At 67.3% G+C, this 26,710-nt stretch carries 23 protein-coding genes and 5 pseudogenes; 7 read left to right on the forward strand and 21 right to left on the reverse strand.

Annotated features, from left to right (window positions below):
• Positions 1–101: 101 nt before the first annotated feature.
• Positions 102–1,142, forward strand: a complete 1,041-nt coding sequence (locus ACRRRO_RS06925; RefSeq protein WP_424795664.1) for an LLM class F420-dependent oxidoreductase — start codon at positions 102–104, stop codon at positions 1,140–1,142.
• Between the two features lie 24 nt (positions 1,143–1,166).
• Here the strand turns inward: ACRRRO_RS06925 and ACRRRO_RS06930 are convergent, their stop codons facing one another.
• The 7 genes from ACRRRO_RS06930 to ACRRRO_RS06960 all read right to left on the reverse strand — a co-directional run bounded on the left by ACRRRO_RS06930 (position 1,167) and on the right by ACRRRO_RS06960 (position 9,738).
• On the reverse strand, positions 1,167–3,452 hold the full coding sequence (locus ACRRRO_RS06930; RefSeq protein ID WP_424795663.1) for a glycosyl hydrolase 53 family protein: 2,286 nt from the start codon (positions 3,450–3,452) through the stop codon (positions 1,167–1,169).
• Positions 3,453–3,538: 86 nt separating this feature from the next.
• Entirely contained in the window at positions 3,539–4,465 is a 927-nt protein-coding gene (locus tag ACRRRO_RS06935) for a sugar ABC transporter permease (protein ID WP_424787163.1), read from the reverse strand.
• Positions 4,465–5,370: an ABC transporter permease subunit gene (locus tag ACRRRO_RS06940; RefSeq protein WP_434081286.1), complete on the reverse strand. Its 906-nt coding sequence runs from the start codon at positions 5,368–5,370 to the stop codon at positions 4,465–4,467. The genes ACRRRO_RS06935 and ACRRRO_RS06940 overlap by 1 nt, the downstream gene beginning before the upstream one ends.
• Positions 5,337–6,116 carry a hypothetical protein gene (locus ACRRRO_RS06945; protein WP_434081287.1) on the reverse strand — a complete coding sequence of 260 codons (780 nt, stop codon included), beginning with the start codon at positions 6,114–6,116 and terminating at the stop codon, positions 5,337–5,339. Before ACRRRO_RS06945 ends, ACRRRO_RS06940 begins: the two co-directional genes overlap by 34 nt.
• Positions 6,117–6,200: 84 nt before the next feature.
• A complete protein-coding gene (locus ACRRRO_RS06950) occupies positions 6,201–6,404 on the reverse strand; it encodes a hypothetical protein (protein ID WP_434081288.1) in 204 nt (67 codons plus the stop codon).
• The gene (locus tag ACRRRO_RS06955) at positions 6,379–7,470 is read right to left on the reverse strand and encodes a sugar ABC transporter substrate-binding protein (RefSeq protein ID WP_434081289.1); all 1,092 of its coding nucleotides are present in this window, start codon (positions 7,468–7,470) and stop codon (positions 6,379–6,381) included. Before ACRRRO_RS06955 ends, ACRRRO_RS06950 begins: the two co-directional genes overlap by 26 nt.
• An 81-nt stretch (positions 7,471–7,551) precedes the next feature.
• Entirely contained in the window at positions 7,552–9,738 is a 2,187-nt protein-coding gene (locus ACRRRO_RS06960) for a beta-galactosidase (protein WP_434081290.1), read from the reverse strand.
• A gap of 200 nt (positions 9,739–9,938) precedes the next feature.
• Here ACRRRO_RS06960 and ACRRRO_RS06965 point away from each other — a divergent pair.
• Positions 9,939–10,943: pseudogene (locus ACRRRO_RS06965) on the forward strand (LacI family DNA-binding transcriptional regulator).
• A gap of 14 nt (positions 10,944–10,957) precedes the next feature.
• Here ACRRRO_RS06965 and ACRRRO_RS06970 read toward each other — a convergent pair.
• From ACRRRO_RS06970 to ACRRRO_RS06980, 3 genes are all read right to left on the reverse strand, one after another.
• Positions 10,958–11,311 carry a hypothetical protein gene (locus tag ACRRRO_RS06970; RefSeq protein ID WP_434081291.1) on the reverse strand — a complete coding sequence of 118 codons (354 nt, stop codon included), beginning with the start codon at positions 11,309–11,311 and terminating at the stop codon, positions 10,958–10,960.
• A 42-nt stretch (positions 11,312–11,353) separates the two neighbouring features.
• Positions 11,354–12,265: a macrolide 2'-phosphotransferase gene (locus ACRRRO_RS06975; protein ID WP_424795659.1), complete on the reverse strand. Its 912-nt coding sequence runs from the start codon at positions 12,263–12,265 to the stop codon at positions 11,354–11,356.
• 251 nt (positions 12,266–12,516) lie between these two features.
• Positions 12,517–12,927: a DUF6463 family protein gene (locus tag ACRRRO_RS06980; RefSeq protein ID WP_424795658.1), complete on the reverse strand. Its 411-nt coding sequence runs from the start codon at positions 12,925–12,927 to the stop codon at positions 12,517–12,519.
• Positions 12,928–13,042: 115 nt separating this feature from the next.
• Here ACRRRO_RS06980 and ACRRRO_RS06985 point away from each other — a divergent pair, with 115 nt between their 5' ends.
• Both ACRRRO_RS06985 and ACRRRO_RS06990 read left to right on the forward strand, forming a co-directional pair.
• Entirely contained in the window at positions 13,043–13,411 is a 369-nt protein-coding gene (locus ACRRRO_RS06985; RefSeq protein ID WP_424795657.1) for an ArsR/SmtB family transcription factor, read from the forward strand.
• Complete coding sequence (locus ACRRRO_RS06990; protein ID WP_424795656.1) at positions 13,408–13,851, forward strand: SRPBCC family protein; 444 nt, start codon at positions 13,408–13,410, stop codon at positions 13,849–13,851. The genes ACRRRO_RS06985 and ACRRRO_RS06990 overlap by 4 nt, the downstream gene beginning before the upstream one ends.
• Before the next feature lie 99 nt (positions 13,852–13,950).
• On the opposite strand, the gene ACRRRO_RS06995 is transcribed toward ACRRRO_RS06990, so the two are convergent.
• On the reverse strand, positions 13,951–14,346 hold the full coding sequence (locus ACRRRO_RS06995) for a RidA family protein (protein ID WP_424795655.1): 396 nt from the start codon (positions 14,344–14,346) through the stop codon (positions 13,951–13,953).
• A 125-nt stretch (positions 14,347–14,471) separates the two neighbouring features.
• Here ACRRRO_RS06995 and ACRRRO_RS07000 point away from each other — a divergent pair, with 125 nt between their 5' ends.
• Positions 14,472–15,005: a helix-turn-helix transcriptional regulator gene (locus ACRRRO_RS07000; protein WP_434081292.1), complete on the forward strand. Its 534-nt coding sequence runs from the start codon at positions 14,472–14,474 to the stop codon at positions 15,003–15,005.
• Positions 14,935–15,357, forward strand: a pseudogene (locus tag ACRRRO_RS07005) (WYL domain-containing protein); the annotation flags it as partial. The gene ACRRRO_RS07000 and the pseudogene ACRRRO_RS07005, both read left to right, overlap by 71 nt.
• A gap of 358 nt (positions 15,358–15,715) precedes the next feature.
• On the opposite strand, the pseudogene nrdF reads toward ACRRRO_RS07005, so the two are convergent.
• The 5 genes and pseudogenes from nrdF to nrdH all read right to left on the reverse strand — a co-directional run bounded on the left by nrdF (position 15,716) and on the right by nrdH (position 21,095).
• Positions 15,716–16,674, reverse strand: a pseudogene (nrdF, locus tag ACRRRO_RS07010) (class 1b ribonucleoside-diphosphate reductase subunit beta).
• Between the two features lie 28 nt (positions 16,675–16,702).
• Positions 16,703–17,257 carry a class Ib ribonucleoside-diphosphate reductase assembly flavoprotein NrdI gene (nrdI, locus tag ACRRRO_RS07015; protein WP_434081293.1) on the reverse strand — a complete coding sequence of 185 codons (555 nt, stop codon included), beginning with the start codon at positions 17,255–17,257 and terminating at the stop codon, positions 16,703–16,705.
• Between the two features lie 3 nt (positions 17,258–17,260).
• Positions 17,261–18,852, reverse strand: a pseudogene (nrdE, locus tag ACRRRO_RS07020) (class 1b ribonucleoside-diphosphate reductase subunit alpha).
• A gap of 30 nt (positions 18,853–18,882) precedes the next feature.
• A pseudogene (locus ACRRRO_RS07025) lies at positions 18,883–20,610 on the reverse strand (ribonucleotide reductase N-terminal alpha domain-containing protein); the annotation flags it as partial.
• A 236-nt stretch (positions 20,611–20,846) separates the two neighbouring features.
• Positions 20,847–21,095 carry a glutaredoxin-like protein NrdH gene (gene nrdH, locus ACRRRO_RS07030; RefSeq protein WP_424787182.1) on the reverse strand — a complete coding sequence of 83 codons (249 nt, stop codon included), beginning with the start codon at positions 21,093–21,095 and terminating at the stop codon, positions 20,847–20,849.
• A gap of 596 nt (positions 21,096–21,691) precedes the next feature.
• On the opposite strand from nrdH, the gene ACRRRO_RS07035 reads away from it, so the two are divergent.
• The gene (locus ACRRRO_RS07035; RefSeq protein ID WP_434081294.1) at positions 21,692–22,024 is read left to right on the forward strand and encodes a hypothetical protein; all 333 of its coding nucleotides are present in this window, start codon (positions 21,692–21,694) and stop codon (positions 22,022–22,024) included.
• Between the two features lie 16 nt (positions 22,025–22,040).
• Here ACRRRO_RS07035 and ACRRRO_RS07040 read toward each other — a convergent pair whose 3' ends face one another.
• The 5 genes from ACRRRO_RS07040 to ACRRRO_RS07060 are packed head-to-tail and all read right to left on the reverse strand — an operon-like array spanning position 22,041 to position 26,702.
• Entirely contained in the window at positions 22,041–23,090 is a 1,050-nt protein-coding gene (locus tag ACRRRO_RS07040) for an NAD(P)-dependent alcohol dehydrogenase (RefSeq protein ID WP_424795651.1), read from the reverse strand.
• Positions 23,091–23,099: 9 nt separating this feature from the next.
• Positions 23,100–24,140 carry a Gfo/Idh/MocA family protein gene (locus ACRRRO_RS07045; protein ID WP_424795650.1) on the reverse strand — a complete coding sequence of 347 codons (1,041 nt, stop codon included), beginning with the start codon at positions 24,138–24,140 and terminating at the stop codon, positions 23,100–23,102.
• Positions 24,137–25,036 (reverse strand): NAD(P)-dependent oxidoreductase, encoded by a 900-nt coding sequence (locus tag ACRRRO_RS07050; RefSeq protein ID WP_424795649.1) that lies wholly within the window; start codon positions 25,034–25,036, stop codon positions 24,137–24,139. The genes ACRRRO_RS07045 and ACRRRO_RS07050 overlap by 4 nt, the downstream gene beginning before the upstream one ends.
• Positions 25,033–25,824, reverse strand: a complete 792-nt coding sequence (locus ACRRRO_RS07055) for an SDR family NAD(P)-dependent oxidoreductase (RefSeq protein WP_424795648.1) — start codon at positions 25,822–25,824, stop codon at positions 25,033–25,035. Before ACRRRO_RS07055 ends, ACRRRO_RS07050 begins: the two co-directional genes overlap by 4 nt.
• Positions 25,824–26,702, reverse strand: a complete 879-nt coding sequence (locus tag ACRRRO_RS07060; protein ID WP_424795647.1) for a carbohydrate ABC transporter permease — start codon at positions 26,700–26,702, stop codon at positions 25,824–25,826. The genes ACRRRO_RS07055 and ACRRRO_RS07060 overlap by 1 nt, the downstream gene beginning before the upstream one ends.
• Positions 26,703–26,710: the final 8 nt, after the last annotated feature.

Genomic DNA, 26,710 nt, shown 5'->3' on the forward strand with positions numbered 1-26,710 from the left:
AGATGAACGGCGGTCAACGCTTTAGTCACGCTCAGTCGGGCTCGGGCTCGGGCTCGGAGATCGGAACGCTACCGGCCGCCCGCGTGCGGCAGGATGGGTAGATGCGATTCGGAGTGCATCTGGGATATTGGTCGGCCGGCCCACCGGAGGGTGCGGCGGAAGCGGTGCGGGCTGCCGATGACGCCGGACTCGATTCGGTGTGGACCGCGGAGGCCTACGGTTCCGATGCGTTCACGCCGCTGGCCTGGTGGGGAGCGGCGACCTCCAGGGTCCGCTTGGGGACCGCCATCGCGCAGATGTCCGCGCGCACCCCCACGGCCACCGCGATGGCGGCGCTGACGCTGGACCACCTCAGTGGCGGGCGGTTCATCCTCGGGGTGGGCGCTTCCGGCCCGCAGGTGGTGGAGGGCTGGTACGGCCAGCCGTACCCCCGCCCCCTGGAGCGCACCCGGGAGTACGTGGATATCGTGCGGCAGGTGCTGCGCCGCGAGGCACCGGTGACCCTCGACGGCGCTCACTACCAGCTCCCCCATCCCGGCGGAACGGGGCAGGGCAAGGCGCTGCGCTCCACCGTGCACCCGCTGCGCGCGGACCTGCCGATCCACCTGGCGGCCCAGGGACCGAAGAACACCGCACTGGCCGCCGAGATCGCCGACGGGTGGTTACCCGCGTTCTTCTCCCCACGGCTGAATGATGAGTACACCGAGTTGCTGGCCACCGGGTTCGCCCGGCGCGCCGGTGACCTGCGCCCGGCCGAGGAGTTCGAGGTGAGCGCCTCGGTGCCGGTCTCGATCGCCGGTGACGCCGAGGCCGCCGCGGACCGGGTACGCCCGCACCTGGCGCTGTACATCGGCGGCATGGGCTCGGAGAGCACGAACTTCCACCGCCAGGCCATCGCCCGGATGGGCTATGAGGCCGAGTGCGATGAGGTGCAGCGCCGCTACGCCGACGGCGACAAGGCCGGAGCGGCAGCGGCGATCCCGCTGGAACTGGTCCAGGACGTGGGCCTGGTCGGAACCCCGGACCAGGTGCGCAGCCAGTTACGCACCTGGTCCGAGACCGCGCTGACCACATTGATCATCCAGACCGACCTGCGCGCCGTGCCCGACCTGCTACCCCTGCTCGGCACACCGCCAGGCTAGGTAGCCCAGCGGCGTTGCCCGCGCTCAGAGCAGGTCCAGGATCGCCACGGCCCGCCCACGCAGGTCGACCCTCGCCTCCTCGGTCAGGGTGTCGGGTGGCTTCGGACTGTCCAGGTGCCGGATGAGCCGGGTCAGCGCCTGCTCTGCGGGCTCTGTCCGCCCGCTCTCCAGGTGCTGCTGAGCCTGGTTCGTGGCGTTCGTCAACCGGTGTGCGATCGGGCCATCGACCGCCCCGGCGGCCCGGTACTCCGCCAGCGCATCCCGCAACGCGATGACCGCCTCGAGCGGATCGGCCGGTCCCTCCTCGGCGTCGGCAGGGACCAGCCGCACGTCGTCGAAGGTTCCCCACGCACCCCCGGGCAGACTGAACGATGCCTGGATGGTGGCCTCGCCGTCGTCGGATACCTCGATCCCTTCCACCGCGGTGGTGCGGTAGTTCTGCCACCCGACCAGTTCCAGCGGCTCGCTCCACTCCCCGGCGGAGGTGGTCGCGGACAGGGTCATCTCCGCGCCGGCGGCGGCATCGCCCTGGGTGACCGCCGAGAGGGCGTACCGCCCGGGCGGTAGGTCCCGGAGGTGCTGGGTGATGGTGAAGGTGTAGTCGCTGCCGTGCCAGAAGTCCACCGCCCGCTCGCCGGCGTTGGTGTTGGACGTCCCGGTGATCTGCGCCCCGGTGCCCTCGATGATCCACATCGAGGTGTCGGGGTCCTCGAAGCTGGGGTTGAGCACGTAGTTGACCAGTTCCACGATCACCGTGGCGGTCACCGACAACCCGGTCTCGGTGGTGCCCTCGACCGTGTAGGTACCCGGGCCGGCGATGTGGGAGGCGTCTGCCCAGGTGACGCCCTGGTCCTCGGTGCTGCGGTCGTTGAACCGCACGCGCACCGTCTCGGGCAGTTCGACCGGATCACCGACGCCGATGATGAGTTCCACCGGCTCGACGGCGGTGACCTCCCTGGGTGCGGTGGCGCCGGTGCGGGCGTAGGTGAAGATGTTCAGGGTCTCCAGCGGGTGGCCGTCGAAGTCGAACAGGGCCTGGTTGTCCCAGGAGGTGCCGCCGTAGTACTGGCCGGCGTCGGCGGGGTCGTAGTCGCTGGCGTGACTGGTGGCCCAGCCCGAACCGTGGGCCTCCCACAGTGCGGCGTTGGCCTCCCACTGATCGGGCGGGCCCACCGGCAGCCAGGCCGGTTCCCAGTAGAAGACGCCGATCCCCTGAGCGTTCACGGTTGCCTCGATCACGTCGCGGATCGCATCGGCCTGACCCTGTTCGGTGAGCGGGTAGTCGTAGGTGTCGGAGTTGACCGAGTTCGGGTGACCGTCGCCGTCGTCGGGGGTGTAGGCCCAGGAGGTCTCGACGACGAGTACGTCCTTGCCGTACTCGGTGCGGATCTCGTTCAGCACGTTGGTGAGGTTGGTCAGGCTGCCGTGCCAGAAGGAGTAGTAGGAGCTGGCGAAGACGTCGTAGTCCACGTCCGCCGCCTGCAGTGCCGCAGCCGCTGCCGCATAGCGGCCCTCGGTCTCGGGGTTGGTGAAGTGCACCGCGATCAGGGCATCGGGCAGCACCTGCCGGGTGGCCTCGGCTCCGGCGGCAAGGACCCGGGCGAGGTTGTCCAGGCCGGTGACGCCAGCGACGCCGTTGTTGGTCTCATTGCCGACCTGCACCATGCCGACGTCCACACCGGCTTCCTCGAACGCCTCGAGGGCCCCGGTGGTGAAGTCGTGCACCGCCGCGGCGGTTTGCTCCACGTCACCGTCGAAGCCCTGCCAGGCCTTGGGCGCCATCTGCTTGGCCGGGTCGGCCCAGAAGTCGGAGTAGTGGAAGTTCACCAGCACGCGCATGCCCGCGGCCGTGGCCCGCTGGCCGATCGTGATGGCGCGGTCGACGCCGACGTTGCCACCGCCGTAGCCGTTGCCATCGGCATCGAAGGGGTCGTTCCAGACCCGAATCCGCACGTAGTTCACATCGTGCGCGGCGAGGAGTTCGAAGATGTCGGCACCGGCCCCGGCTGCGTCATGGAAGGTCACGCCGGACTCCTCCAGGGACAGGATCGAGGAGATGTCCACGCCGTTGATGAAGTCCTCGGGCAGGCCGGCGACGGGGTCGACGTGAATGGTGGACTCCACCGGTCCATCCTGGGAGGTCGCGGCCGGTGGGGCCACCGAGGTGCTCGTGGGCGCGGCGGCGGCCGTCCCCGGGGGAGCCGCGGCACCGGCGGCCAGGGGTGCTGCGAGCAGGGCGCCCGCCGCGGCCAGGACGGCCACGCCCCGGAGTCGGGTGGGGTCAGATGATTCGCGATCGAGGTGAGCCACGATCGATCCCTTCTGTTGAACGTCGATGTTCTGAGCCGGAAGGCCGGAGCACGGGGTGTGCGATCAGCCTTTGACGGGGTGGGCGATCAACCCTTCACGGAGCCGGCGGTCAGCCCGCCCACGATGTACTTCTGCAGGAACAGGAACAGCAGCAGCACCGGCAGGGCCGCGATCACCGCACCGGCGGCGAACAGGCCCCAGTTGGCGTTGAGTTGCTCCGAGACCCAGGTGTACATCCCCACCGCGAGGGTCCAGTTGCCCTCGGAGGTCAGGATGATCCGGGCCAGGATGAACTCCCCGAACGTGGCGATGAAACTCAGCAGCGCCACCACCGCCAGGATCGGGGTGGCCAGGCGCAGGATGATGCTCCAGTAGGTCTGGGAATGGGTGGCGCCGTCGATCTTGGCGGCCTCGTCCAGGTCCCTGGGGATGGTGTTGAAGAACCCGTACATCAGGAAGGTGTTCGAGCCCAGGGCACCGCCCAGGTACACACAGATCAGCGCGACGAGCGAGTTCAGCCCCAGTTGCGGTACCACCCTGCCCAGCCCGATCAGCAGCAGGAAGATCGCCACGAACGCCAGCATCTGCGGGAACATCTGCGCGATCAGCAACATAGTCAGGGAGAGCCGCCGGCCGGTGAAGGAGAACCGGGAGAAGGCATAGGCCGCCGCGGCCCCCATCAGCACCGAGCCGAGGGCCACCGAGACGCCGATGATCAGGCTGTTGACGGCCCAATCCCAGAACCGGGTCCCACCCAGCGCGGTGAAGTTGTCCAGGGTGAAGGTGGTGAACAACGAGGTGGACCCGGTCAGGGTGCCGGTGGTGGCCACCGCGGCGGAGAGCACGTACACCAGCGGGAACGCGGCGTAGAACACCACGATCGCGCCCAGCGGGTACTTCCAGCCGACCTCGGCCCACCACCGCGCGCGCCGCGGGCCGGTCGGGGTCGAATCCGCACCCCTGCCCCGGCCGGAGCCGAGCGGTCTTTCACGAGAAATCGAAGGAGTGGACATCACATGATCTCCTCGAGCTTGCGGGTCTGCCGGAAGGCCAGGGCGGAGATGCCTCCCACAATCAGGAAGATCACGATCGACAGCGCACTGGCCAGACCGAAGTCAGCGCGCCCGCCGGCCACGCCGGAGATCTGGTAGACCATCGTGATCAGGATGTCGGTGTGGCCCAGCACGGCGGTGGTGTCGGTGAACCTGGGACCACCGCCGGTGAGCATGTAGATCAGCGTGAAGTTGTTGAAACTGAACGCGAACGAGGCGATCAGCAGTGGCGCGGTGGAGATCAGCAGCAACGGCAGCAGCACCGAGCGCCAGGTGCGCAACCGGCCGGCCCCGTCCAACGTGGCCGCTTCGGTCACGTCACTGGGCAGTGACTGCAACGCCCCGGTACAGACCAATAGCCAGTACGGGAAACTCAGCCACAGGTTCACCCCCAGGATCGCCAGTTTGGCCAGCCACGGGTCGGTGAGCCACTCCACCCGGGTGCCGAAGAAGAAGATCTGGTTGATGATCCCGTAGTCGGGGTTGGAGTTCAGCATTCCCCGCCACAGCAGGGCGGACAGGAACGCCGGGAAGGCGTAGGGCAGGATGAACAACGTCCGCCACACCCTGCGGCCGCGGATCCGGGTGTCGTCGAAGATCGCCGCCAGCACCAGCCCCATCAGGAAGCTGCTCAGCACGGTCAGCACCGCGAAGGAGAAGGTCCAGGCCAGGATCTTCACGAACGGGCCGGAGTAGTTGGTGTCGGTGAAGGCGGTGGTGAAGTTCTCGAACCCCACCCCCACTCGCCAGCCCACCGGCAGCACCGATCCGTCCTCGGCCTGGAACTGACCCCGGTCGTTGGGGGTGTAGGCCACACCGGTCTCGGTGTTGGTCATGACGTCGGCATCGGGATCCCAGTCCAGCACCGAGGTGTAGACCGCGCCGGTGGAACCGTCGTCCGGGTGCGGCGGATCGACCCGTCGGTGGCCTCCTGTGAGACCGGCACCCGCAGCGCCACCACCTCGTTCTGCAGTTCACTGAGGATCCGGGCTCGCTCCACCACCTCCCAGCCCGGTACCGCCGTCACCCGCTCGTCGGTGACGGTGGCCTCCGGCTCCTCCGCCAGGGGTTCCTCGGCCGTGCCCACCCGGGCCACGCCGTCGTCGTAGATGGCGAAGCCGAGTTCGCCGTCGGCCTCCAACACGGTCAGGGGGTAGGAGGGGGACTCCGGCGCCCGCCGCTCGTCCTGGATCAGCAGGGCGTCCACGGCCTGGGCCTTGGTGGCGTTGTGGCCGGTGCCGTAGTTGGTGAAGGCCACGTACCCGGTGTAGACCATCGTGAACAACTGGAACACGATGAGGAATACCAGGCCGGGCGCGATGTACTTCAGCGGCAGCGTGCGGCGGGAGAAGTAGACCCAGTTCGCCGCCACCACCAGGATGAGCGAACCGGTGAAGATCCCCCAGGAGCCCTCGGTGTAGGCGGACCAGAGCAGGTAGACCCCGAAGGCGTTCACCAACGCCATCAGGGCCAGTTTCACCGCGTACCCCACCGGGGAGTTCCACTCCTTGGCGTGGGCCGTGCGCACCTTCGACGAGGCGGGCCCCGGTGGCTCGGGTACGGTCTCACCGGGCGGCGCCCCCGCGGTGGGGGGCTGGGAAAACTGGGACATCGACGTCTCCGTTACGGGGCGCTAAAGGGAAGGGCCCGCCGGGCCGGCGTGCGGGTGGTGGTGCCGGCCCGGCGGGTGGTCTGATCAGCCGAGGGTGTCCTCGAGGTTGGTCAGCATCCGCTCCCAGGCCACCTCGGGGTCATCGGACCCGGAGATGATCGCGGCCTGAGCGGCGTTCCAGTGGTCCCACACCTCAGCCATCTCCGGGATGGAGGGCATCGGCGCACCGTTCTGGGAGGAGGCCAGGAAGCCGGCCACGACCTCATCCTCGGCGACCTGCTCGGCCACCGGTGAAGGCCGGGATGCGCGGGTCGGCCTCGTGCAGCGCCGTCATCGCCTCCGGGGTTGCGATGAAGTTGACCAGGAAGTCGTTGGCCACCAGGGCGTTCTCGCTCTGTGCCGAGACGTAGAAGCCCTGCACGCCCACGAACGGCGCGGCGGTCTCGCCGCCGGCCGAGGGGATCGGGTCCACGGCCACGTCCACACCAGCGCCGGTGAAGTCGGCGATCGCCCACGGGCCGTTGATGGTGAACGGGGCGTTGCCGTCGGCGAACTCCTGCACCGCGATGTCGTAGGTCCAGTCGGTGGAGAAGACTCCCTCGTCGGCGCGCTCACCGAGCCACTCGGCGAAGGCGTAGCCGCCGTCACCGCCCATGCCCACCTCATTGGTGTAGGAGCCGTCGGGGTTCTGCTCGAACACCGGGGCCCCGAAGGAGGTCTGCATGGCGTAGTAGTTGTAGGCGTCGCCGTCGGCCCCGCCGGTGTTGATCACGAACGGGTAGTTGGTGCCGATCTCACGGCCCAGCTCGATCATCTCGTCGAAGTCCGCCGGGACCGGGTCCGGGGCCAGTTCGGTGTTGCGGATCAGGGCGATGGCCTCCAGGGCGTAGGGCAGGCCGTAGAGCTGGCCGTCATAGCTGAAGCCCTCGATCGCGACGTCCTCGAACTGGCCCTCGTTGCCGGCCAGGTCGACCGAGTCCACCACACCGTTGACGATGAAGGACCCGAGCCAGTCGTGGGCGCCGACGGTGATGTCGGGGCCCTCCCCGGTGGGAACCTGGGCCAGGAAGTCGGCGCGGATGTCCTCGAAGTTCTTCACCACGAGTTCCACCTCGATGCCGGTCTCATCGGTGAAGGAGGCGGCAGCGGACTCCACGGCCGGCTGGCGGTTCTCATCCACCCAGATGAGCAGGGAACCGTCGGCGGCCGGAGCCTCTTCTTCCTCGGTTTCCTCCTCGACCGGGGCTTCGGTCTCCTCGGGTTCGGCCGGCTCACCGTTCGTGTCGCCGTTGCCGCAGCCCACCAGTAGGGCCGCCGAGGCGAGCATCGCGATCGGGATTGCTGTTCTGCGCATGTGATCATTCCTTCACTTGTGAAAGCCGGGCCGGTCCGGTGACGGGCCGTGGCGGGTAGGGGATGGAGGGGCACCCGGGGGTCAGTCGACCTCGGGTGAGTCGGGAACGGGGACGCGCACGACGGCGTGACCGCCGGCGGGTAGGTCCAGCGGACCGGACAACGGGGCATCGGTGAGCAGATCATGCGCACCGGACTCGAACGGCACGGTGGCCCCGACGTGGGAGTGGTTGAGGATGACGACGTAGTCGCTGCCGCTACCGTGCCGGCGCACCACTTCCACCTGCTCGGGAAGGGTCGACGGCGACAGTCCGGCGTCCGCGTAGGCGGCACCCAGGACCGGGGCCAGGTGCTCCACGTCCAGTTTGGTCGCCACGTACCAGCCGGTGCCGGAGCCGTGGCTGTGCCGGGTGATCGCCGGCATGCCGTGGCTGGCCGCCTCGGTGCCTGCCCGGCCGTCCCCTGCGGCGGCGCCACCGGCGCTGCCGGGTGCGGAGTCGCCGTCGGGCGCTGCGGCGGCCGGGGTACCGGCGCCGGCGTCACGGTCCTGGAAGTAGCCGGGCTCGGCCGCCGGGCCGCTGGCGAAGGTGGCCAGCACCTGCGCGCCGTGGGTGATGACCGCTTCCTGCCAGGTGTCCACGGGCAGTTCGCGCACACCGCCGTCCGGTTCGGGCCAGCTGAGCGCAGCCCGCTCACCGGAACGCATCGGCAGGAACTCCTCCACGCTGACCCCCAATGCCTCCCGCAACGGTGTACCGAACCCGCCCTCGTGGACCGCGTCGTGCTCATCGACCACTCCGGAGAAGAACGACACGACCAGTGTGCCGCCTTGGGCGACGTAACGGGTCAGATTCGCCGCTGCCGCGTCGGTGAGCAGGTAGGAGGCCGGGGCCACCACGAGTCTGTAGGCGCTCAGATCGGACTCCGGGTGGGCGAAGTCGGTGGTGATCCCGTCGCGCCAGAGGCGTTCGTAGTAGGCGCGGATGCGCTCCTTGGCGTCCACGTCCACGCTCGGGCGCCACTGGAGGGACTGGGCCCAGTGCGACTCGGTGTCCCACAGGATCGCGGCCTGGGCGCGCACGGTGGAGCCGGCGATCTCGCCCACCTCGCCCAGCGTGGTGCCGAGCCCGCGCACCTCGCGCCAGGTCCGGGAGTCGGTGCCGGCATGCGGGAGCATCGCGGAGTGGAACTTCTCCGCGCCGAAGCGGGAGGCGCGCCACTGGAAGAAGCAGATCGCGTCGGCCCCGCGGGCCAGGTGGCCCAGGGAGTTGCGGGCCATCTCACCGGGTCGCTTGGCCACGTTGCGGGGCTGCCAGTTCACCGCGGAGGTGGAGTGCTCCATCATGATCCATGGCTTGCCGCCACCCACCGAGCGGGTCAGGTCCGCGGCCAGGGCCAGACCGATGTGGCCCTGCGGGTCGGCTGCGGTCAGGTAGTGGTCGTTGGAGACGATGTCCACTTCCTTGGCCCAGGCGAACAGGTCCGTGGTGGGGCATTCGTTCGCCATGAAGTTGGTGGTGATCGGTTGGCGTGCGTGCGCCCGGATCGCGTCGCGCTCGGCGATGTAGCACTGGCGCAACTGGTGGTCGGTGAACCGGGCGAAGTCCAGGCTCTGGGAGGGGTTGGGCACCGATGGCGTGGGGCCGGGCGGGTTGACGTGGGACCAGTCGGAGTAGGCCTGGCCCCAGAACGCGGTGCCCCAGGCCTCGTTCAGTCCGTCCAGGTCGGTGTAGCGGCGTTGCAGCCAGAGGCGGAACTCCCGGGCGGCATTGTCGGAGAAGTCCTCCCCCACCGGGGCTCCGTACTCGTTGTGCACGTGCCACATCACCACCGCCGGGTGGTCGGCGTACCGTTTGGCCAGCTCGGTGGCGATGCGCACCGCGGCGGTGCGATACTCCGGGGAGTTGGGTGAGGCCATCCCACGTGAGCCCGGACCCAGTGGCAGTGGCACTCCGTCACGGGTGCGCACCCGGGCCTGGGGGTAGGCGTGGTAGAACCATGCCGGCGGGGAGGCGGTCGGTGTGGCCAGATCCACCGAGATACCCCCGGCGTGCAGCAGGTCCAGCAGATCGTCGAGCCAACCGAAGTCGAAGACCCCCTCCTCCGGCTCCATGAACACCCAGGAGAACATCCCCAGGCTGACCATGTTCACCCCGGCTTGGCGCATCAGGGCGACATCGTCCTCCCAGACCTCCCGCGGCCACTGCTCGGGGTTGTAGTCCCCGCCGAAAGCCACCGTCGGGACGCCCTCCCACGGGCTGGTGATCATGCACGCTCCATCAACTCGGGGTCACCGGGCCATGGAGAAATCAGCGGCGCCGGCGGCAACTGGGATCGTGCACAGCCTACCGGCGATCGGAGGGAATGTAACCCTTGGATATGGCGCCGTAATCAAACTGTGACCGTGCACAGTCTCACTAGGTGAGTTTTGTCTGAACCGCAGGTCGGAACGGGTCTAAAGTCCCTTCTGTGACCGTGCATCGTCGTCCTACCATTCGCGACGTCGCCGCCGAGGCCGGCGTCTCCCGAGGCACCGTGTCGCGCGTGATCAACGGCGGGCACTGGGTCTCCCCGCAAGCCCGGGCGGCGGTGGAGCGGGCCATCCGGGTGACCGGCTACCGGGCGAACCAACACGCTCGCAGCCTGGTCACCGGCCGGTCGAACTCGGTGACGTTCCTGCTCACCGAGCCACAGCAATTGTTGTTCACCGACCCGACGTTCTCGGTGCTGCTGCGCGGCGCCGCCGAGACCCTGTCCAGCCGCGGCATGACGCTGGTGCTGCTGGTGGCCTCCACAGATGCCGAGCGCGAGCACGTGGCACAGTACGTGGGGGCCGGACACGTGGACGGAGTGCTGCTGATCTCCTCCCATGAGCAGGAGCCGCTGCTGGACTCGCTGCTGGCGCTCAACGTCCCGATGGTGGCCTGCGGAGTGCCACTCTGGGGCGGAGGGCCGGGTGCCCTCGGTGGCCGTCGACGAGGCGGGCGGCGCCCGGGCCATGGTGCGCCACCTGCGCGAGCGGGGACGACGACGGATCGCCACCATCACCGGCCCGCTGGACACCCCCGGCGGCAAGTTCCGCCTGGCCGGCTACACCGAGGAACTGGGCGAAGACTTCGATGAGGCACTGGTGGCCCACGGGGACTACTCGGCCGAGTCCGGTTCGGCGGCGATGGCCCGGTTGCTGCAGCAGGCCCCGGACCTGGATGCGGTCTTCGCCGCCTCGGACCTGATGGCCGCCGGGGCACTGACCACGCTGCGCAAAGCCGGAAAGGTGGTGCCCGACGACGTGGCGGTGGGAGGCTTCGACGACTCCGGCATGGCGGGCACCCTCGATCCGCCGCTGACCACGATGCACCAGCCGTTCGCCCAGATCAGCACCGAGATGGTCACGCTGCTGCTGGACATCATCGACGGCGCGGGGCCGAAGTCGGTGACGATGCGGTGGAACTGGTGGTCCGCGCGAGCACCTGAGCCAGGGATGCGGATCAGCGCGGTTTGCGCGGGCGCCGGGGCGGACGGCGCGCTCGCAGCCAGGCCGGCAGGTACCAGCGCGGCACGTACAGTTGCAGGCCGCCCCACATCGTGGCGGCCAACCCCAGCATCACCACGGGGGCGAACGCCAGGCGCCACTGGCCGGACCGGTCGAACTCGCTGTACTCGATCAAGGGGCCCAGCGCCACCAGCACCATCGCGATGCCGGGCAGGAAGAACAGCACCATCCGCTCATCCAGGGTGCTCCCATCGCCGCGGTGGGCCCACCAGCGAGCGCGGTCGGTTCGACCCGCCCGCGACCAGAGCACGAACGCGGCCAGCGCCGTGCCCGCGGTCGCAGACAGCACCGGCCACATGTGGTTCATCATCGCACCCGGTTGAGGCGGTCTTCAGCCCTCCGTCGGCGGGTTCAGGCCCGCCTGTGCGGCGGCAGCGTGCTCCGGATCGCCGGTGGTGAGGGCATACAGGCCATATCCGACCGGGAAGAAGGACTGCATCTCCACACAGTGATCCTCCAGCCGGGGCCAGGTGTGCCCGCCGGCCTCGGTGAAGGCGCGCATCGTCTCCTCGAAGGTCTGCGCCGGTGCGGTCATCTTCTGCATCATCAGATCCGACGCCGGGTCCCCGATTCCCGCAGTGGTCCAATCGAGCACCCCGGTGATCCGGTGCTGCTGATCGACCAGGACGTGCGCCTGATACAACTCTCCGTGGGTGAAGGCGGTCCACTCCGGCCAGTAGGAGTCGGTGTCGAGCCAGGCGTGCCAGCGCGCCAGGAGGTCATCGGCAACGCGGAACGCGGTGGCGACCTGCTCCAGGTCCGCCCGATGCTTGGCGCGGACCTGTTCCGGGGTGGTGTCCTGAACCTCTGCCTCGGTCAGAGCCCCTCGTGGGATTGCTTGCAGCGCGGCGGCCAAACGACCGAACTCGACCGCATACGTGCGGGAGGCGACGTCGACGTGGAAGGTCGGTTCGCCGTCGTCGATCGTCAGGGCGGGTGCGCCCGGCAGTTCCGGGTAGGCGACCAACTCCTCGTTCGCGACCTGCCACTGCGGGACCGCCACGTCGAGATGTTGCCCCACCACTGCCAGGACGGCAGCCTCGGCACTGATGGACTTCCCCATCCCCGACCGGCGCGGTATGCGTAGGATCCAGCGCTCGCCGTCATCGGCGTTCGCATAGGCCACGCGGTAGTCCAGCCCGGCTTCGTTCAGCCGGATCGAGTCCGCGACGATCGCGAGACCGTGCCGGCGGGCGAGTGCGGTGATCTCCTCGGGGGTGTGCGGGACGGTGGGGGTGCTCATGCCGTCCACCCTCGCCTCCGGGGCCGGCCGGGTGCAACAGGATTGGTCCCGCTGGGACCTCGTCAGCGGCGAAATGACCTGCCATCCCGTTGCCGGCCGCAAAGCGGTCGCCGAAGCCAGCATCAGTCGGCTCAACCGTCGCTTTAGCCGATTAATGCTGGCTTCGACGGGAGGGCGGGGGGTGGCCGGGGGGCTGGGGGTGGGGGTTCCTGGATGAACGTCAGGCCATCATGAGTCGGGTTGGGAGATCCTCACGCGCCCCGGCGCCGCCCGGTCCGTGCGGACCGGATGACCGCGAGCAGCCCTACCAACCCCACGAGTACGAAGCCGGACGTGGGCGCCATGCTCACCCCGATCAGGGCGACCACCAGCAGGGTGCCGCTCACCGACCACGGTAGGGGCCCGGCACGCTCGATCACCGTGATCGCGACCCCGGCTACCAGGCCCACCAACCCGGTCATCAGGAACCACTGGACCACCGCCCGGTCGCCGGTGAAGGCACCCGCCCACCCCTCCCGCGCGGCGTCGGTCAGTTCAGACCCGGCGCCCACCACACCGACCACTGTGTGCAGGACGCACACGCCGATCAACGCCGGTCCCACCAGGGGACGGAGGGGCTGCTCGGGCTTCGCAGGTGCGGAGGCGTGGGGGGTGTCGGTCATGACCCCCATGTTCCCAGCGGCGCCGACGGGTTCGGAAGTGGCAGGAGTCACGGGGTCTTCGCATGGTCCACCCGGGCAACCCTTGCACACATTGTTAACTTCTTGGTTAACTATCATGGTGGAGTCGGTGGCGATGCACGCCAGGTTTCGCGCACTGGGTGATCCCACCCGGTGCGCCATCGTGGAGCGCCTGGCCCGGGGGCCGGCGACGGTCGGTGAGTTGGCGGTGCCTCATCAGATGTCCCTGCCGGCGATCACCAAGCATCTGGCCGTGCTCGAAGCGGCCGGGCTGATCCAACGGGAGCGCACCGGGCGCCACGTGCACTGCGCCCTGCAGACACACGCGCTCGAGGACGTCGCGTCCTGGGCCGACCGACAGCATCGGTTCTGGACCGAGGCGCTCGCGCGCCTGGACGACGAAATCGCCGGATCCGCGACCATTCACACCACGAGTGCGGACCACCCACCCGAGGAGAACCCATGAACACCCGCGCACCCCACGACAGTGTCGTCGTCGAACGCTCCTTCAACGTCCCGCCGCAGCAGCTCTTCGCCGCCTGGACCGACCCCCTATTCCTCGCCCGGTGGATCAGCCCGAACCCCTCCCACCAGGTCCAGGTGGAGGGAGTCGCCGAGCCCGGCGGCGCCTACGCCATCCGGATGGGCCCGAGTTACACCGTGCGCGGCACCTGGCTGACGCTGCGCCCACAGGAGCTGATCGAGTTGGACTGGTCCTGGGATCACGAGGACCTACCCGCCTCCCACATCCGGGTCGAACTCATCGCCGAGTCCGGCGGCACCAGGCTGGTACTGACCCACTCCCGCCTGGCCGATGCCGAGGAGGCAGCCGGGCACGGGGAGGGTTGGCAACTGAACCTGGCGCGCCTGGCCGACGTCCTTTCCGGTACGGCCGGCCGATGGTAGTCGGCTTGCGGCCCATGATTGAGGGCATCTGTGGTTCCCCCTCTGCCTGCTGCTCGTGCCGTCCAGATCGGCACGAGCAGCAGGAGTGGCACGGACGCCTTACGCGACCGCAGTTCCTTCGAGTTCGACCATCTGGCCGGGGATAGCGAGACGGGTCACCCCGAGCATGGTGGTCGTGGGGGCGACTCCTGCAGCTCCGAGTTTCCCGGCGAGCACGCCGTAGTGCGGGAACAAGGCGTCCACGTCGGTGGTGTACACGTTGAGGCGGACGAGGTTCGCCAGGGACATGGAGGCCTCGGTGAGCACCGCTTCGAGGTTGTCCACAGCCAACGCGAGTTGGGCCGCGATATCCCCGTCGTGCTCGGGCCGACCATCCTTGCTCATCGCGGTCTGCCCCGAAATGTACAGGGTGCGGGTATCCCCGGAGACGACCTCACCCTGATTGAACCCCATCTCCTGCGACCACGTCACCGGGTTCACTGCTGTTCGTTCCATTGCCACTCCAATCGTTGCGACTGCGTGCGCCGGCGGCTGGGTAGCCGCCGTCCTTGACGCCCGCCAAACCAGCCTTCCAAGGAATCACGACACCTCATGTCATGTTTTTCGGTCAGAATGACGCTATGCGCGCCGATCGCCTGGTCTCGCTGGTGCTGTTGCTGCGCCAGCGAGGTCGGATGACCGCAGACGAGCTCGCCGGCGAACTCGAAGTGTCCTCACGCACGGTGCTGCGCGACATCGAGGCGCTGTCCACAGCCGGCGTTCCGGTCTACGCCGATCGCGGCCGCCACGGAGGCTTCTCCCTGCTCCCGGGTTTCCGGACCGAACTGACAGGCCTGAACCACGATGAAGCACTCGCGCTGCTCACCGCCGGGTCGGGCCGCGGCGAAAAGGTCTTCGGCCTGAGCACCGCGCTTGCGTCCGCGATGCGCAAGGTGGTCGACGCGCTGCCCGAAGGCCACCGAGCCAACCTCGACGACGCCGCGAAGCGGTTCCTCGTCGAACCCGAATCCGACCTGCTCTCCCGGCGGCTGGTCACCGAGGATGTCGCCAAGGACGTGAGGCCGAGCCGAGGTTCGCCACGCGGTGCTGACAGGTCACAGACTCCGCTTCCACTACGCCGCGCCAAACAAGGAGCCGCGCTGGCACACCGTTGACCCGATCGGCCTGGTCACCGTCCGCGACCGCACCTACCTGCTGGCCACCAAGGATGGAGAAGATCGCACCTACCGCCTGACCCGGATGCTGACGGCAAAAGAACTTCCGGAACTCGCCCAGCGTCCTGCTCAGGTCGACCTGGACCGAATCTGGGCCGAACGTAGCGCGCAGTTCTTATCCGAGGACCACATCCCTGTGCTGGTTAGGGTTGAGCCCGCACGACGGGAGGAACTGCTGAACACCGCACGCGCCGTCCGAGCCGAGGAACCAGAAGCAGACGGCTGGGTCCGCCTTCACGTGACCTTCGAGGATCTCCGACACGCGGTATGGGCCATCTGGCAACTGGACACCGCGGCTGATGTCCTCAGCCCGCCATCACTGCGCGAGGCCCTCCAGCGGCGAGCGGCGGCGAACTTGCCGCGCGGTACGCCGACCGCCACTAAGGGTTCACCTCCGGGCGCCGATCAGCATGACCAAGGCTGTGGTTCCGTGGATGCCCCTTGCCACACCGGTACTGCCACGCGACGCCACCACGGTCGCGGCATCACCGCGAATCGCTGCTGGCTGAGCGCGCACTGCGGTGAGCCCTGCATCAGTCATGAGAAACACCGCGGGCGGCGACGGCACACTTCCCCTTGCGCCATCACCGCCCGCGGCGGGTGGAACGGATTGCCCGGACCGGCCTACGCCCAGTCCGGACAATCCGGGTCTAGAAGTCCCAGTCGTCGTCCTCGGTTTCCTCGGCCTTGCCGATCACGTAGGAGGACCCGGAGCCGGAGAAGAAGTCGTGGTTCTCATCGGCGTTCGGGGACAGCGCGGACAGGATCGCCGGGTTCACCGCGGTGGCGTCGGCCGGGAACAGCGCCTCGTAGCCCAGGTTCATCAGGGTCTTGTTGGCGTTGTATCGCATGAAGAAGGCCATGACGTCCTCGGACAGACCCAGCGGATCGTACAGATCCCGGGTGTAGGCCTCCTCGACCTCGAACAGGTCCTGGAGCATCTCGAAGGTGTAGCCCTTCAGTTCATCCTGATGGTCGGCCGAGAGCCGCTCCAGGTTCTTCTGGTACTTGTACCCGATGTAGTACCCGTGCACGGCCTCATCACGGATGATCAACCGGATGAGATCGGCGGTGTTGGTGAGCTTTGCCCGGGAGGACCAGTACATCGGGGCGTAGAAGCCGGAGTAGAACAGGAACGACTCCAGCATCACCGAAGCGATCTTGCGCTTGTACGGGTCGGCGCCCCGGTAGTGCGCCACGATCGTCTGGGCCTTGCGCTGCAGGTGCTCGTTCTCCACCGACCAGCGGAACGCGGCATCGATCTCGTTGGTGGAGATCAGGGTGGAGAAGATCGAGGAGTAGCTCTTCGCGTGCACCTGCTCCATGAACACGATGTTGGACAGCACCGCCTCCTCGTGCGTGGGGTGATCACATCGGGGATCAGGCTGACCGCACCCTGGGTGCCCTGGATGGTGTCCAGCAACGTCAACCCGGTCAGCACCCGGGTGGTCATCGCCTTCTCGTCATCGGTCAGGGTGGCCCAGGACTGGATGTCGTTGGACAGCGGCACCTTCTCCGGCAGCCAGAAGTTCGACGTCAGCCGCTCCCAGACCTCCAGGTCCTTGGGGTCCTCGACCCGGTTCCAGTTGATCGCGTGGATCGGGCTGATGAGCGGATTGTCGCTGAGGGTGGAGGACTCAGGCGTAAGCGTGCTCAAGGGTTGTCTCCAATGCTTGGTGAACGGCGTCGATGTCCGATGGGGTGCCGAGCAGTTCGAATCGGTGCAAGTGCGGCACGCCCAACTTGCGGGCGATGATGTCGCCGGCGATGCAGAATCCGGCGCCGAAGTTGGTGTTGCCACCCGAGACCACACCGCGGCACAGGGAGCGGTTGTGCTCGTCGTTGAGGAACTTGATGACCTGCTTGGGCACGGCCCCGCGCTGGGTCCCGTGCCCGTAGGTGGGCGTGATGAGGATGTACTCGGTGTCCCCCACGTGCAGGAACTCATCGGTGGGGCGTAGCGGAATGCGCAGCGCCGGCACCCCCAGTCGTTGCACGAACCGGTGGGTGTTGTTGGACACCGAGGAGAAGTAGACGATGCCGGCCATCGTGATCAGGCCGTCCCTGCCGGCGGTCCGGCCGGCTGCTCGATCGTCATCTGGGGTTCCTTCGTCGCCTTCGGGTGTGGGTCGTGTGGGGTGTGGGGCCCGACGGCGGGTGGCCGAGTGCGTCGGCCACTCACCGCTGGTCACGGGTCAGGTGGTCACAGCGTGCAACTGACGCAGCCCTCCACCTCGGTGCCGGTCAGCGCCATCTGACGCAACCGGATGTAGTACAAGGTCTTGATCCCCTTGCGCCAGGCGTAGATCTGCGCGCGGTTCAGGTCCCGGGTGGTGACGGAGTCCTTGAAGAACCGTCAGGGACAGGCCCTGGTCCACGTGCTGGGTGGCCGCGGCGTAGGTGTCGATGATCTTCTCGTAGCCGACCTCGTAGGCATCGGCGAAGTACTCGACGTTGTCGTTGGTCATGTGCGGGGCCGGGTAGTAGACCCGCCCGATCTTGCCCTCCTTGCGGATCTCCACCGGCGCGGCGATCGGGTGGATCGAGGAGGTGGCGTTGTTGATGTAGGAGATCGACCCGGTCGGGGGCACTGCCTGCAGGTTCTGGTTGTAGATCCCGTGGGCCATCACCGTAGCCTTGAGTTCGCGCCAGTCGTCCTGGGTCGGGATGTGCACCCCGGCCTCGGTGAAGAGTTGACGCACGCGCTCGGTGGCCGGCTCCCACGCCTGGTCGGTGTACTTGTCGAAGTACTCCCCGGAGGCATAGGTGGAGTCGGGGAAGCCCTTGAACGCCTGGCCGCGCTCGATCGCCAGTTTGTTGGACTCGGTGATCGCGTGGAAGGCCACGGTGTAGAAGTAGATGTTGGTGAAGTCCACCCCCTCCTCCGAGCCGTAGTGGATCCGCTCCCGTGCCAGGTAGCCGTGCAGGTTCATCTGGCCCAGGCCGATGGCGTGGGATTCGTTGTTGCCCAACTCGATCGAGGGCACCGAGTTGATGTGGGTCTGGTCCGACACCGCGGTCAGGGCCCTGATCGCCGTTCCCACGGTCTTGCCGAAGTTCGGGGAGTCCATCGCCATCGCGATGTTCAACGAACCCAGGTTGCAGGAGATGTCTTTGCCGACGTGGGCGTAGGACAGGTCCTCGTGGTAGGTGGACGCGGTGGAGACCTGCAGGATCTCGCTGCACAGGTTGGAGTGGGTGATCTTGCCGGCGATCGGGTTCGCCTTGTTCACCGTGTCCTCGAACATGATGTAGGGGTAACCGGACTCGAACTGGATCTCGGCCAGGGTCTGGAAGAACTCACGGGCCTTGATCTTCTTCTTGCGGATCCGGCCGTCGTCGACGAGTTTGCGTACTCCTCGGTGACGTTGATCTCGGCGAACGGCTTGCCGTACACCCGCTCCACGTCATAGGGCGAGAACAGGTACATGTCCTCGTTCTTCTTCGCCAGCTCGAAGGTGATGTCCGGGATCACCACGCCGAGGGAGAGGGTCTTGATCCGGATCTTCTCGTCGGCGTTCTCCCGCTTGGTGTCCAGGAATCGCATGATGTCGGGGTGGTGGGCGTGCAGATACACCGCCCCTGCGCCCTGGCGGGCCCCGAGCTGGTTGGCGTAGGAGAAGGAGTCCTCCAACAGCTTCATCACCGGGATCACCCCGGAGGACTGGTTCTCGATCTTCTTGATCGGGGCCCCGTACTCGCGAATGTTGCTCAGCAGCAACGCCACGCCGCCGCCGCGCTTGGACAACTGCAGCGAGGAGTTGATCGCCCGGGAGATCGACTCCATGTTGTCCTCGATCCGCAGCAGGAAGCAGTTGTGAACGATGACACCGTGAACCGAATAGGTGTGGGTGTCTGCCACCTCGAGGTTGTAAACCTCCCCTTCGGTCTCCTCGGTCGAGGTCGTTGTCACCCTGTGGGCGGGTTGCCCGTCGATCCATTCCGCAGGGCTGGGGTGGTGCGGTGTAGCACCTGAAAACTTGTGAAGGTCCTTGGCGACATCAAGAACGAAGTCGTAGTGCGAGCCCGGGTATCCGGTCACATCGATCTGGCTGGTAGGAGTTCCCGAGGCACTCCGGTAGGAACGCGTCCGAGCCAGCACGCCCACCCGTCGAGACACTAATGCCAGTTGCTCAACGAGCCCGACGTTGCTCAACGACATGGTGACGCCGCTACCCGTGGTGCACCCATCGCCCCGGAACGCACCGATGAGCACCTCCCGCTGGAACGCTTGAGGAGCGGTCATCAGGACCGCCGGAAGCGACTTCTGGTCGAATCCGCTGCCGACGAGGTTGAGCATGAATCCGCCGAGCACCGTCGAGTTCAAGTAGACGTTAGTCGAGCCGTCGCGGTTGATCTTGGTGCGAGCATCGAGGCCGAAGAGGCTCTTCCCCAGGAGCACGACGTCCTCGATGTACGCCTCCTCCTTGCTGCCGAAGGTGAAGTTGATACCCTTGGGGCCGAAGACGCCTTCCGTCGTCTGATGACGCAAGACGTATCCTTCGGCTAAGTAGTACCCGACGAACCTGCCGAACTCAGAATCGAGTGGGATCTCATCGATGACCGGGGTCGCGCCGCGATTGACGTCGCCGAACTTGCGAACCGTCTTCGGGTCGCGGTTGAGGCGCACCACCATGCCCTCACGCACCGCGTACTTATCGGTCTCTCCTAGGTAGTCACTCATGTTCAGCGACCGACGCGGGCTCGGCGCCGCCGAAGGGTGCGACATGACGACATAGTCACCGGGCCGAATGTCCTTTGCCGCGACCCACGTCAAATTGCTGGTGGCCCCGTCACGTCCGGCCAGTTCCCTGATCCCCTCCGGCTGGCCCGCCGGCCTGTGAACGAGTAGCGGGTGCTCCGGCGTAGAAGTCAGATCACGCGCGATACCGGCCACGCCCAGGGTCGTCAAACCCTCCCGCGAATGGCGGCTCATGACGCCGGTCACCTTGTGGTAGTTCCCATCGTGCGAGAGCACTTCATCACCTGTGCTGATCTCGTCGATACGCACTGGACCAACACGCGTGTCAACCAGCGCTTCACCAGGGAAGCAGGAGACCGGCTCCCCGCGCTGCTTCTTGCCCGAGTTCAGGAACGTGGGCGTGGCCGGCTGGAATCGGCCGGCCACGATCTCATCGACCATCTCGCGGGCGAAGTCCTCATTGCCGGCGGCCAGCGTCAGGGCCACCATGACGACCCGGTCCTCGAACCGCTCCAGGTAGCGCTTCCCGTCGAAGGTCTTCAGCGTGTAGGAGGTGTAGTACTTGAACGCCCCGAGGAAGGTGGAGAACCGGAACTTCTTGGAGTAGGCGTAGTCGAACAGGTCCTGGACGAACTCGAAGGAGTAGGCGTCCAGTATCTCGGTCTCGTAGTAGCCGTTCTCGATCAGGTAGTCGAGTTTCTCGCGCAGGTTGTGGAAGAAGACGGTGTTCTGGTTGACGTGCTGCAGGAAGTACGCCCGCGCCGCCTCACGGTCCTTGTCGAACTGGATGTTCCCGTCGGCGTCGTACAGGTTCAGCATCGCGTTCAACGCGTGATAGTCCATCGCGGGCTCGGCGAGCTCGATCTCCTCGCGCGTCAGTGTCGCTGCCACAGTTGTTCCCATCCCTCATGGACGCCATGCGCGTCCTCAGTTGTTCCAGTAGTCGAGTTGTCCGGAATCGGCTCCCGTCTCAGGTGCCGGCGCTTCCCGGTTGTGTAGTTGCGGTGCCGTTGTTCAGGTGATGGATAACAGAACCGCCCGGCCGGCTGAGCCCGACGGGCGGTCTGTGGGTGGCGGCCTCAGGCCGTGGCGGCCTGTGGTACCCGGGCCACGAGGGACTTGATCTTGTCGGGCCGGAACCCGGACCAGTGATCACCGTCGGCGAAGACGACGGGTGCCTGCTGGTAGCCCAGCGCCTTCACCGTCTCCAGCGCCTCGGCGTCGAGGCTGATGTCCACGATGGTGTAGTCCAAGCCGTGCTTGTTCAGCGACCGGTACGTGGCGTCGCACTGCACACATGCCGGCTTGCTGTAAACGGTGATGCTCATGCCGTTTCCCCTTCTTCGAATGCTGCCCGCTGGTCTGAGGGTCTGGCGGTTCCGCCACACAAATCACGAGCACGTAACTACATGGATGTTGTTCGCTCGACCACTATACCTAGTGGTGCGGAACTTACGTGGACCCTAGGTGTTGTGTCGTGCCGACGGGCGCGTCGCGCACGCGGCGTGTCCTCCACACCCCCTGCGGGGTCTCCTGTGGACGACGACGGCGAACCTGTGGATAGCGTGTGCGCCGCCTTGTGCACAACGTTGAGATGGCAACGATCGACCCCCTATGGTCCACATCCACAGGTGGAGGAACCTCATCCAAGGAATCTGTGGGTCCACCGCGGTGTGCACAGGAACGCGCGGTGTCCACAACCTCCGACACACCCCGCGCCCGGCGTGTCCGCACCAGACCCGGAGAGTCAATCACCTCCACACCGGGCCGGGCCCGGCCGGACCCGAGTTGCGCCGTCGTGCACATTTTCCCACCGGCCACTGACATCGGCCGTGGACGTGGGCGGCTCCGGCCCGAGGACCGGACCTTCGATGGGTTCCTCTACCCATTCCGCAACCGTCCAGGTGGCAGCACAGTGGTGTCCATGAAGACACCACGCATCATCGCCGCCCTTGTCGTCGCACTCGGCGCCGGAACTCTCGTCAGCGCCTGCACCACCACCCAGTACAACTGCCAGAACAGCGCCTGCACCATCACCCTGAGCGGTTCGGGTGCCAGCACCGAACCGGCCGGGTACACCGTGGAACTGCAGGGCTCGGACGGTCAGAGCGCCGACTTCTCCATCAACGGGCAGGCGGCAACGTGTACCGAGGGGCGAGACCGTGGAGGTCGGTGGTTACAGCGCCACCTGCACCGAAGTGGGCGACAACCATCTGGTCGTCGACATCGCCTGATCGACCCCGGAGCGCCCGCGTAGGGCCGGAAGCGGCCGGTCAGGACGGGGCGACGTCGACGAGGACCTTCATCACCTCGGCCTCACCGTTACGACGGATCGCCTCACCCAGCGCCTCCAGGGGGAACCGGGCCGAGACCAACCGGTCAAGGTCGAGATCGGCTGCCAGAGCGATAGCGGCCGGCCATGTATCGGTGTACCGGAACAGCCCCTCGATCTTCAGTTCCCGGCTCTGCACCAGGAACACATTCAGCGCCACCTCCTCGGCTGCCATCCCCACCAGGACCGCAAGCCCGCCGCCGCGGAGGGCACGCAACCCAGCAGCGAGCACGCCCGGCGCACCAGAGGCGTCGATGAAGGCGTCGAAGGCCCCTTCGGGAGCCGTCTCCGTGAGCGGGTCGAAGACCTCGGTGGCGCTCATGTCCTGCGCGACCTCGCGGCGCGGCTGCACCGGATCGGCCACCACGACCTGCGTAGCCCCGAAGCCCCGGGCCGCGGCTGCACACAGCACCCCGATCGGTCCGGCGCCTGCCACGAGAACGCGCGATCCCGGGACCACGGCGGCCTTCCGCGCTGCGGCGATCCCCACCGACAGCGGCTCCAGCAACGCCACCGCGTCGTCGGAGTATCGCTCCGGCACCGGATGGGCGAGGTCCGCCGGCACGGTGACGTACTCGGCGAAGCACCCGTGCACCGGTGGTGCGGAGAGGAACTGCATCTGCGGGCACAGGTTGTACTGGCCGGTTCGACAGTGCCAGCAGTACCGGCACGGCCGCTGCGGCTCGATCGCCACCCGGCGCCCGATCAGTGAGTCGGGCCCGCCAACCTGCTCACCGGTGGCAACGATCGTGCCCGCGGCCTCGTGGCCGAGCACCAGCGGCTCGAGCACCTCCAGATCACCGACCCGACCGTGCTCGTAGAAGTGCACGTCGGAGCCGCACAAACCCACCGTATGGACGCGGATGAGGACCTCGCGCGGACCCGGAGCCGGAACCGGCCACTCCTCCAGGTGCAGTTCCCGAGCCCGGTGCAGCACCGCGGCACGCATGGTTCGCGGGACCGTCGTCGTCCTTCCCGTTGGTGTGTTCACGCAGGCACCCTACTGCGCGCCATCAACAGTCTCGAGGGGGACGAGGTCTCCGCCTGCGCATGCGGAGGCATGGGCCGCTTCCAGGACGGCGACGGTGTGAGCCGCTTCCCTCGGATCCACCGGCACCGGACCGTGCCCACGTATTGCCGCGGCCAATTGGTGGTAGAACTCATCACAGGACTGCAACGGCGCCAAGTCACCGTAATGCTGAGTTGTCCCGTCCGCCCGCTCCAGGCGCAGCGAGGTGAAGTCATCACACATGATCGTGCCCTGCTCTCCGAAGACGGCCCACTTGGGCAGATCGAGCACATTCTCCCGGAAGATCTCGATCCGGGACAGCACCCCACCCCCGAAGCCGAGCCGCAGATCCAGATAGTGCTCGACCTCGTCGCCGGCGTAGGTGTGCATCACTGCCGAGACCGTCTCCGGCGGCCCACCGTGGAGGACGACTTGGTGATCGATCAGATGCGGCGCGATCAGGTAGGACACCCCGCCACCACCTCCTCGATGGGCCCAGGTGGCCAGGTCCGACCCGGCGTGCGGCCGGTCGGTACCCGCGACGACGTACTTGCCGCCATGCATCCGTCGTTCCTCGACGCGCCACACGGGCCCGACTTCGCCCTCGCCGACCAGCCGCCTGATCAACTGGAACGAGGGTTCCCATCGGCGGTTCTGGAAAACGGTCAGAATCCGGCCATGGGCCTGGGCCGCATCGAGCATCGCACCGGCCTGGGCGGTCGTGACAGCCATCGGCTTCTCCACGACGACATGCTTCCCAGCGGCCAGGGCGGCCACCGCGACCGACTCACGCAGATGGTGCGGGGTCGCAACCACGACCACCTCGACGCGGTCGTCGGCGATCAGGCCTTGCCAGTCCTGGTGGGCGACGGCACCGAAGCGGGCTGCCGCCGCTTCCCGGCGCTCGGCACGGGCGCTGGTCACCGCCACCAGCTCGAAGTCGTTCGACCCCGCCAGGGTGCCCTCGGCGTGGTAGTGCCAGCCGCTGTTGCCCAAGCCGATCAGGCCGACGCCGATGCGCTCACCACTCATTCGGCGTCGTTCGCCGCGCTGGTCTCGGCGGCGGATGGCCGGTACCACTCGACCAGCGCCGTCTGGGTCCACCGGGAGTCGCCGGCAGCCAACACATCCTCGAACACCCGCCGCAACGCCGCGGTGAACGGCATCCGCGCCCCGATGCTCTCCGCAGCCGTGAGGGCGTATCCCATGTCCTTGGAGTGCAGCGCCATCGTGCCGCTGGTGCCGTAGCGGCGCTGCACCATGGCCGGCAGTGTGCGTTCCAGCATCCGCGAGTTCGCGCCGGTACGGCGAAGTGCCTCCGGCAAGACCTCCAGGTCCACCCCGGCGTGTTCGGCGAAGCCGATGACCTCACCGATCACCCCCATGCCGACACCGCTGAGCACGTTCTGCACGAGTTTGACGTACTGCCCATGCCCGTGCGGGCCGACGTGCTCGGTGTGCACCGTGACCGCATCGACCCACGGCCGCACGGCCGCCAGCGCCTCGGTCGTCCCACCGGCGAACCCGACCAGGCCCTCGGGACCGTAACTGACCGGGATGTCGAGCACGTGCACCCCGCGGGCATTCCCCTCGGCGGCCAGGGCCTGGGAGCGTGCCGGGTGATTGGTGCTCATGTCGACCAGGTACGCCCCCCGGCGCAGCACCTCGATCGCGCCCTCGTCGAAGAGCACCTGATCCACGATCTGGGAGTTCGGCAGTGACAGCACGAACACGTCGGCCACGGCGGCAACGTCGCGCGCCGACGCTTGCACCGTGGCTCCGGCGCTGCCGGCCCGCTCCCGGGCGTCCGGATCCACGTCGTAGCAGTGCACGACCAGGCCTGCCTCGACCGCTGCGGCTACCAGATCTGCTCCGACGTTTCCGAGGCCGATGAGGCCATAGGTGTCGGTTCTGTCCTCGATGGTCATCGGCTTGCTGCTCCTCCTCCGTCGACGGCGACGGTCGTCCCCGTCATGAAACTTGCGTCATCGCTGGCAAGGAAGGCGATCGCTGCCGCGATCTCCTCCGGTTCGGCCAGCCGACCCAACAGATTCCCGCCCGTAGCACCGCGCATCTGCTCACGCGCTGCCTGTGGGTCGGCATGATCGTTGATGTGCATCTCGGTGATCGTGCCCCCGGGAGCCACCCCCAGCACGCGTACACCCTGCGGTGCCAGGGCCGCAGCCATTGACCGGGTGACTGAAACCAGCGCCGCCTTCGTGGCGTCGTAGATCCAGCGTCCCGCTCGGGACCGGTAGGCCGCCTCGGAGGAGACGGTCACCACCACCCCACGGGCCGCCACGAGAGCCGGGGCCAGTTGGTGGACCAGGTCGGCCATCCCGCGTACGTTCACGGCGAAGAGTTGGTCCCAGCCGGCGAGCCCCTTGCTCAGGAACGGATTCTCCTGGACACCGTCAACATGTACCGCCCCGGCACAGCCGATCAGACCGCCCAGTTGTGGGTACCGGTCCGCGATCTGGGTGACCGCTGCGACGATCGAAGCCGGATCGGCGAGGTCGCAGCCGATGACGGCGGCGCTCCCCGCTGCGCTGCGCACCGCCTCCTCGGTGGTGGTGGCACCGGGAAGGTCCCGGTCGAGCAGGATCACGTGTGCACCCTCGGCTGCGAGCCGCTGCGCGGTGGCTCGTCCGATCCCGGAGGCCGCGCCGGTCACTGCGATGGCACGGCCGGCGAATCGCTGCGGATGCGCGTTCATCACTTGATTCCAGTGGTCGAGATGCCGTCGAGGAGGAGTTTCTGGAATGCCAGGAAGAACCCCAGCACCGGCAGTAGCGACAGCAGGGACATCGCGAAGAGTCCTCCGTAGTTCGAGGTGCCGGACGCATCCACGAACAATGCCAGACCGATGGGCACCGTGTAGTTGCCCTGGCTGGTGAGGTAGATCAGCGGGCCGAGGAAGTCGTTCCACGCCCAGATGAAGGAGAACGCTCCCGTTGTGGCCAACGCCGGCACCGACAGCGGCAGCATGATCTTCAGGAAGATCCGGGGGTGCCCGCATCCATCGATCCGGGCCGCCTCCATCAGTTCCTTGGGGATGAGCCGGAAGAACTGAACGAGCAGGAAGACGAAGAACGCTTCGGTCGCCAAGAACTTCGGCACGATCAACGGCAGGAACGTGTCCACCCAGCCCAGGGAGTTGAAGAGCAGGTACTGCGGGATCAACAACACGTGGAAGGGCAGCATGATCGTGCTGATCATCAGCGCGAACCAGATCTTGCGACCCCGGAACGGAAGCCGCGCGAACGCGTAGGCAGCCAACGAACAGGACAGGATGTTCCCGGTCACGGTCAGACCGGCGATGATGAGGGAGTTGAGGAAGAACGTTCCGAAACTGGTCTGTGCGACGGCGTTCCAGCCCTGGGCGAAGTTCTCCAGGGTTGGATTGGCGACCCACAGACTGTCCTCGACCAGAACCTGCTCCGACGGCCGGAAGGCCGAGGACGCCATCCACAACAGTGGGTAGACCATCACGAACGCGGCAGCCACCAGACCGACATGGATCAGTGTGCGCTGTGTATAGAACGGGATGGTGCCCAGTCGTCGTCGCGCCATCACCGAGGTCGCCGCACTCATGACTCACC

Source organism: Sanguibacter sp. Z1732 (assembly GCF_051020515.1).
Taxonomy (GTDB): Bacteria; Actinomycetota; Actinomycetes; order Actinomycetales; family Beutenbergiaceae; genus CALKWS01.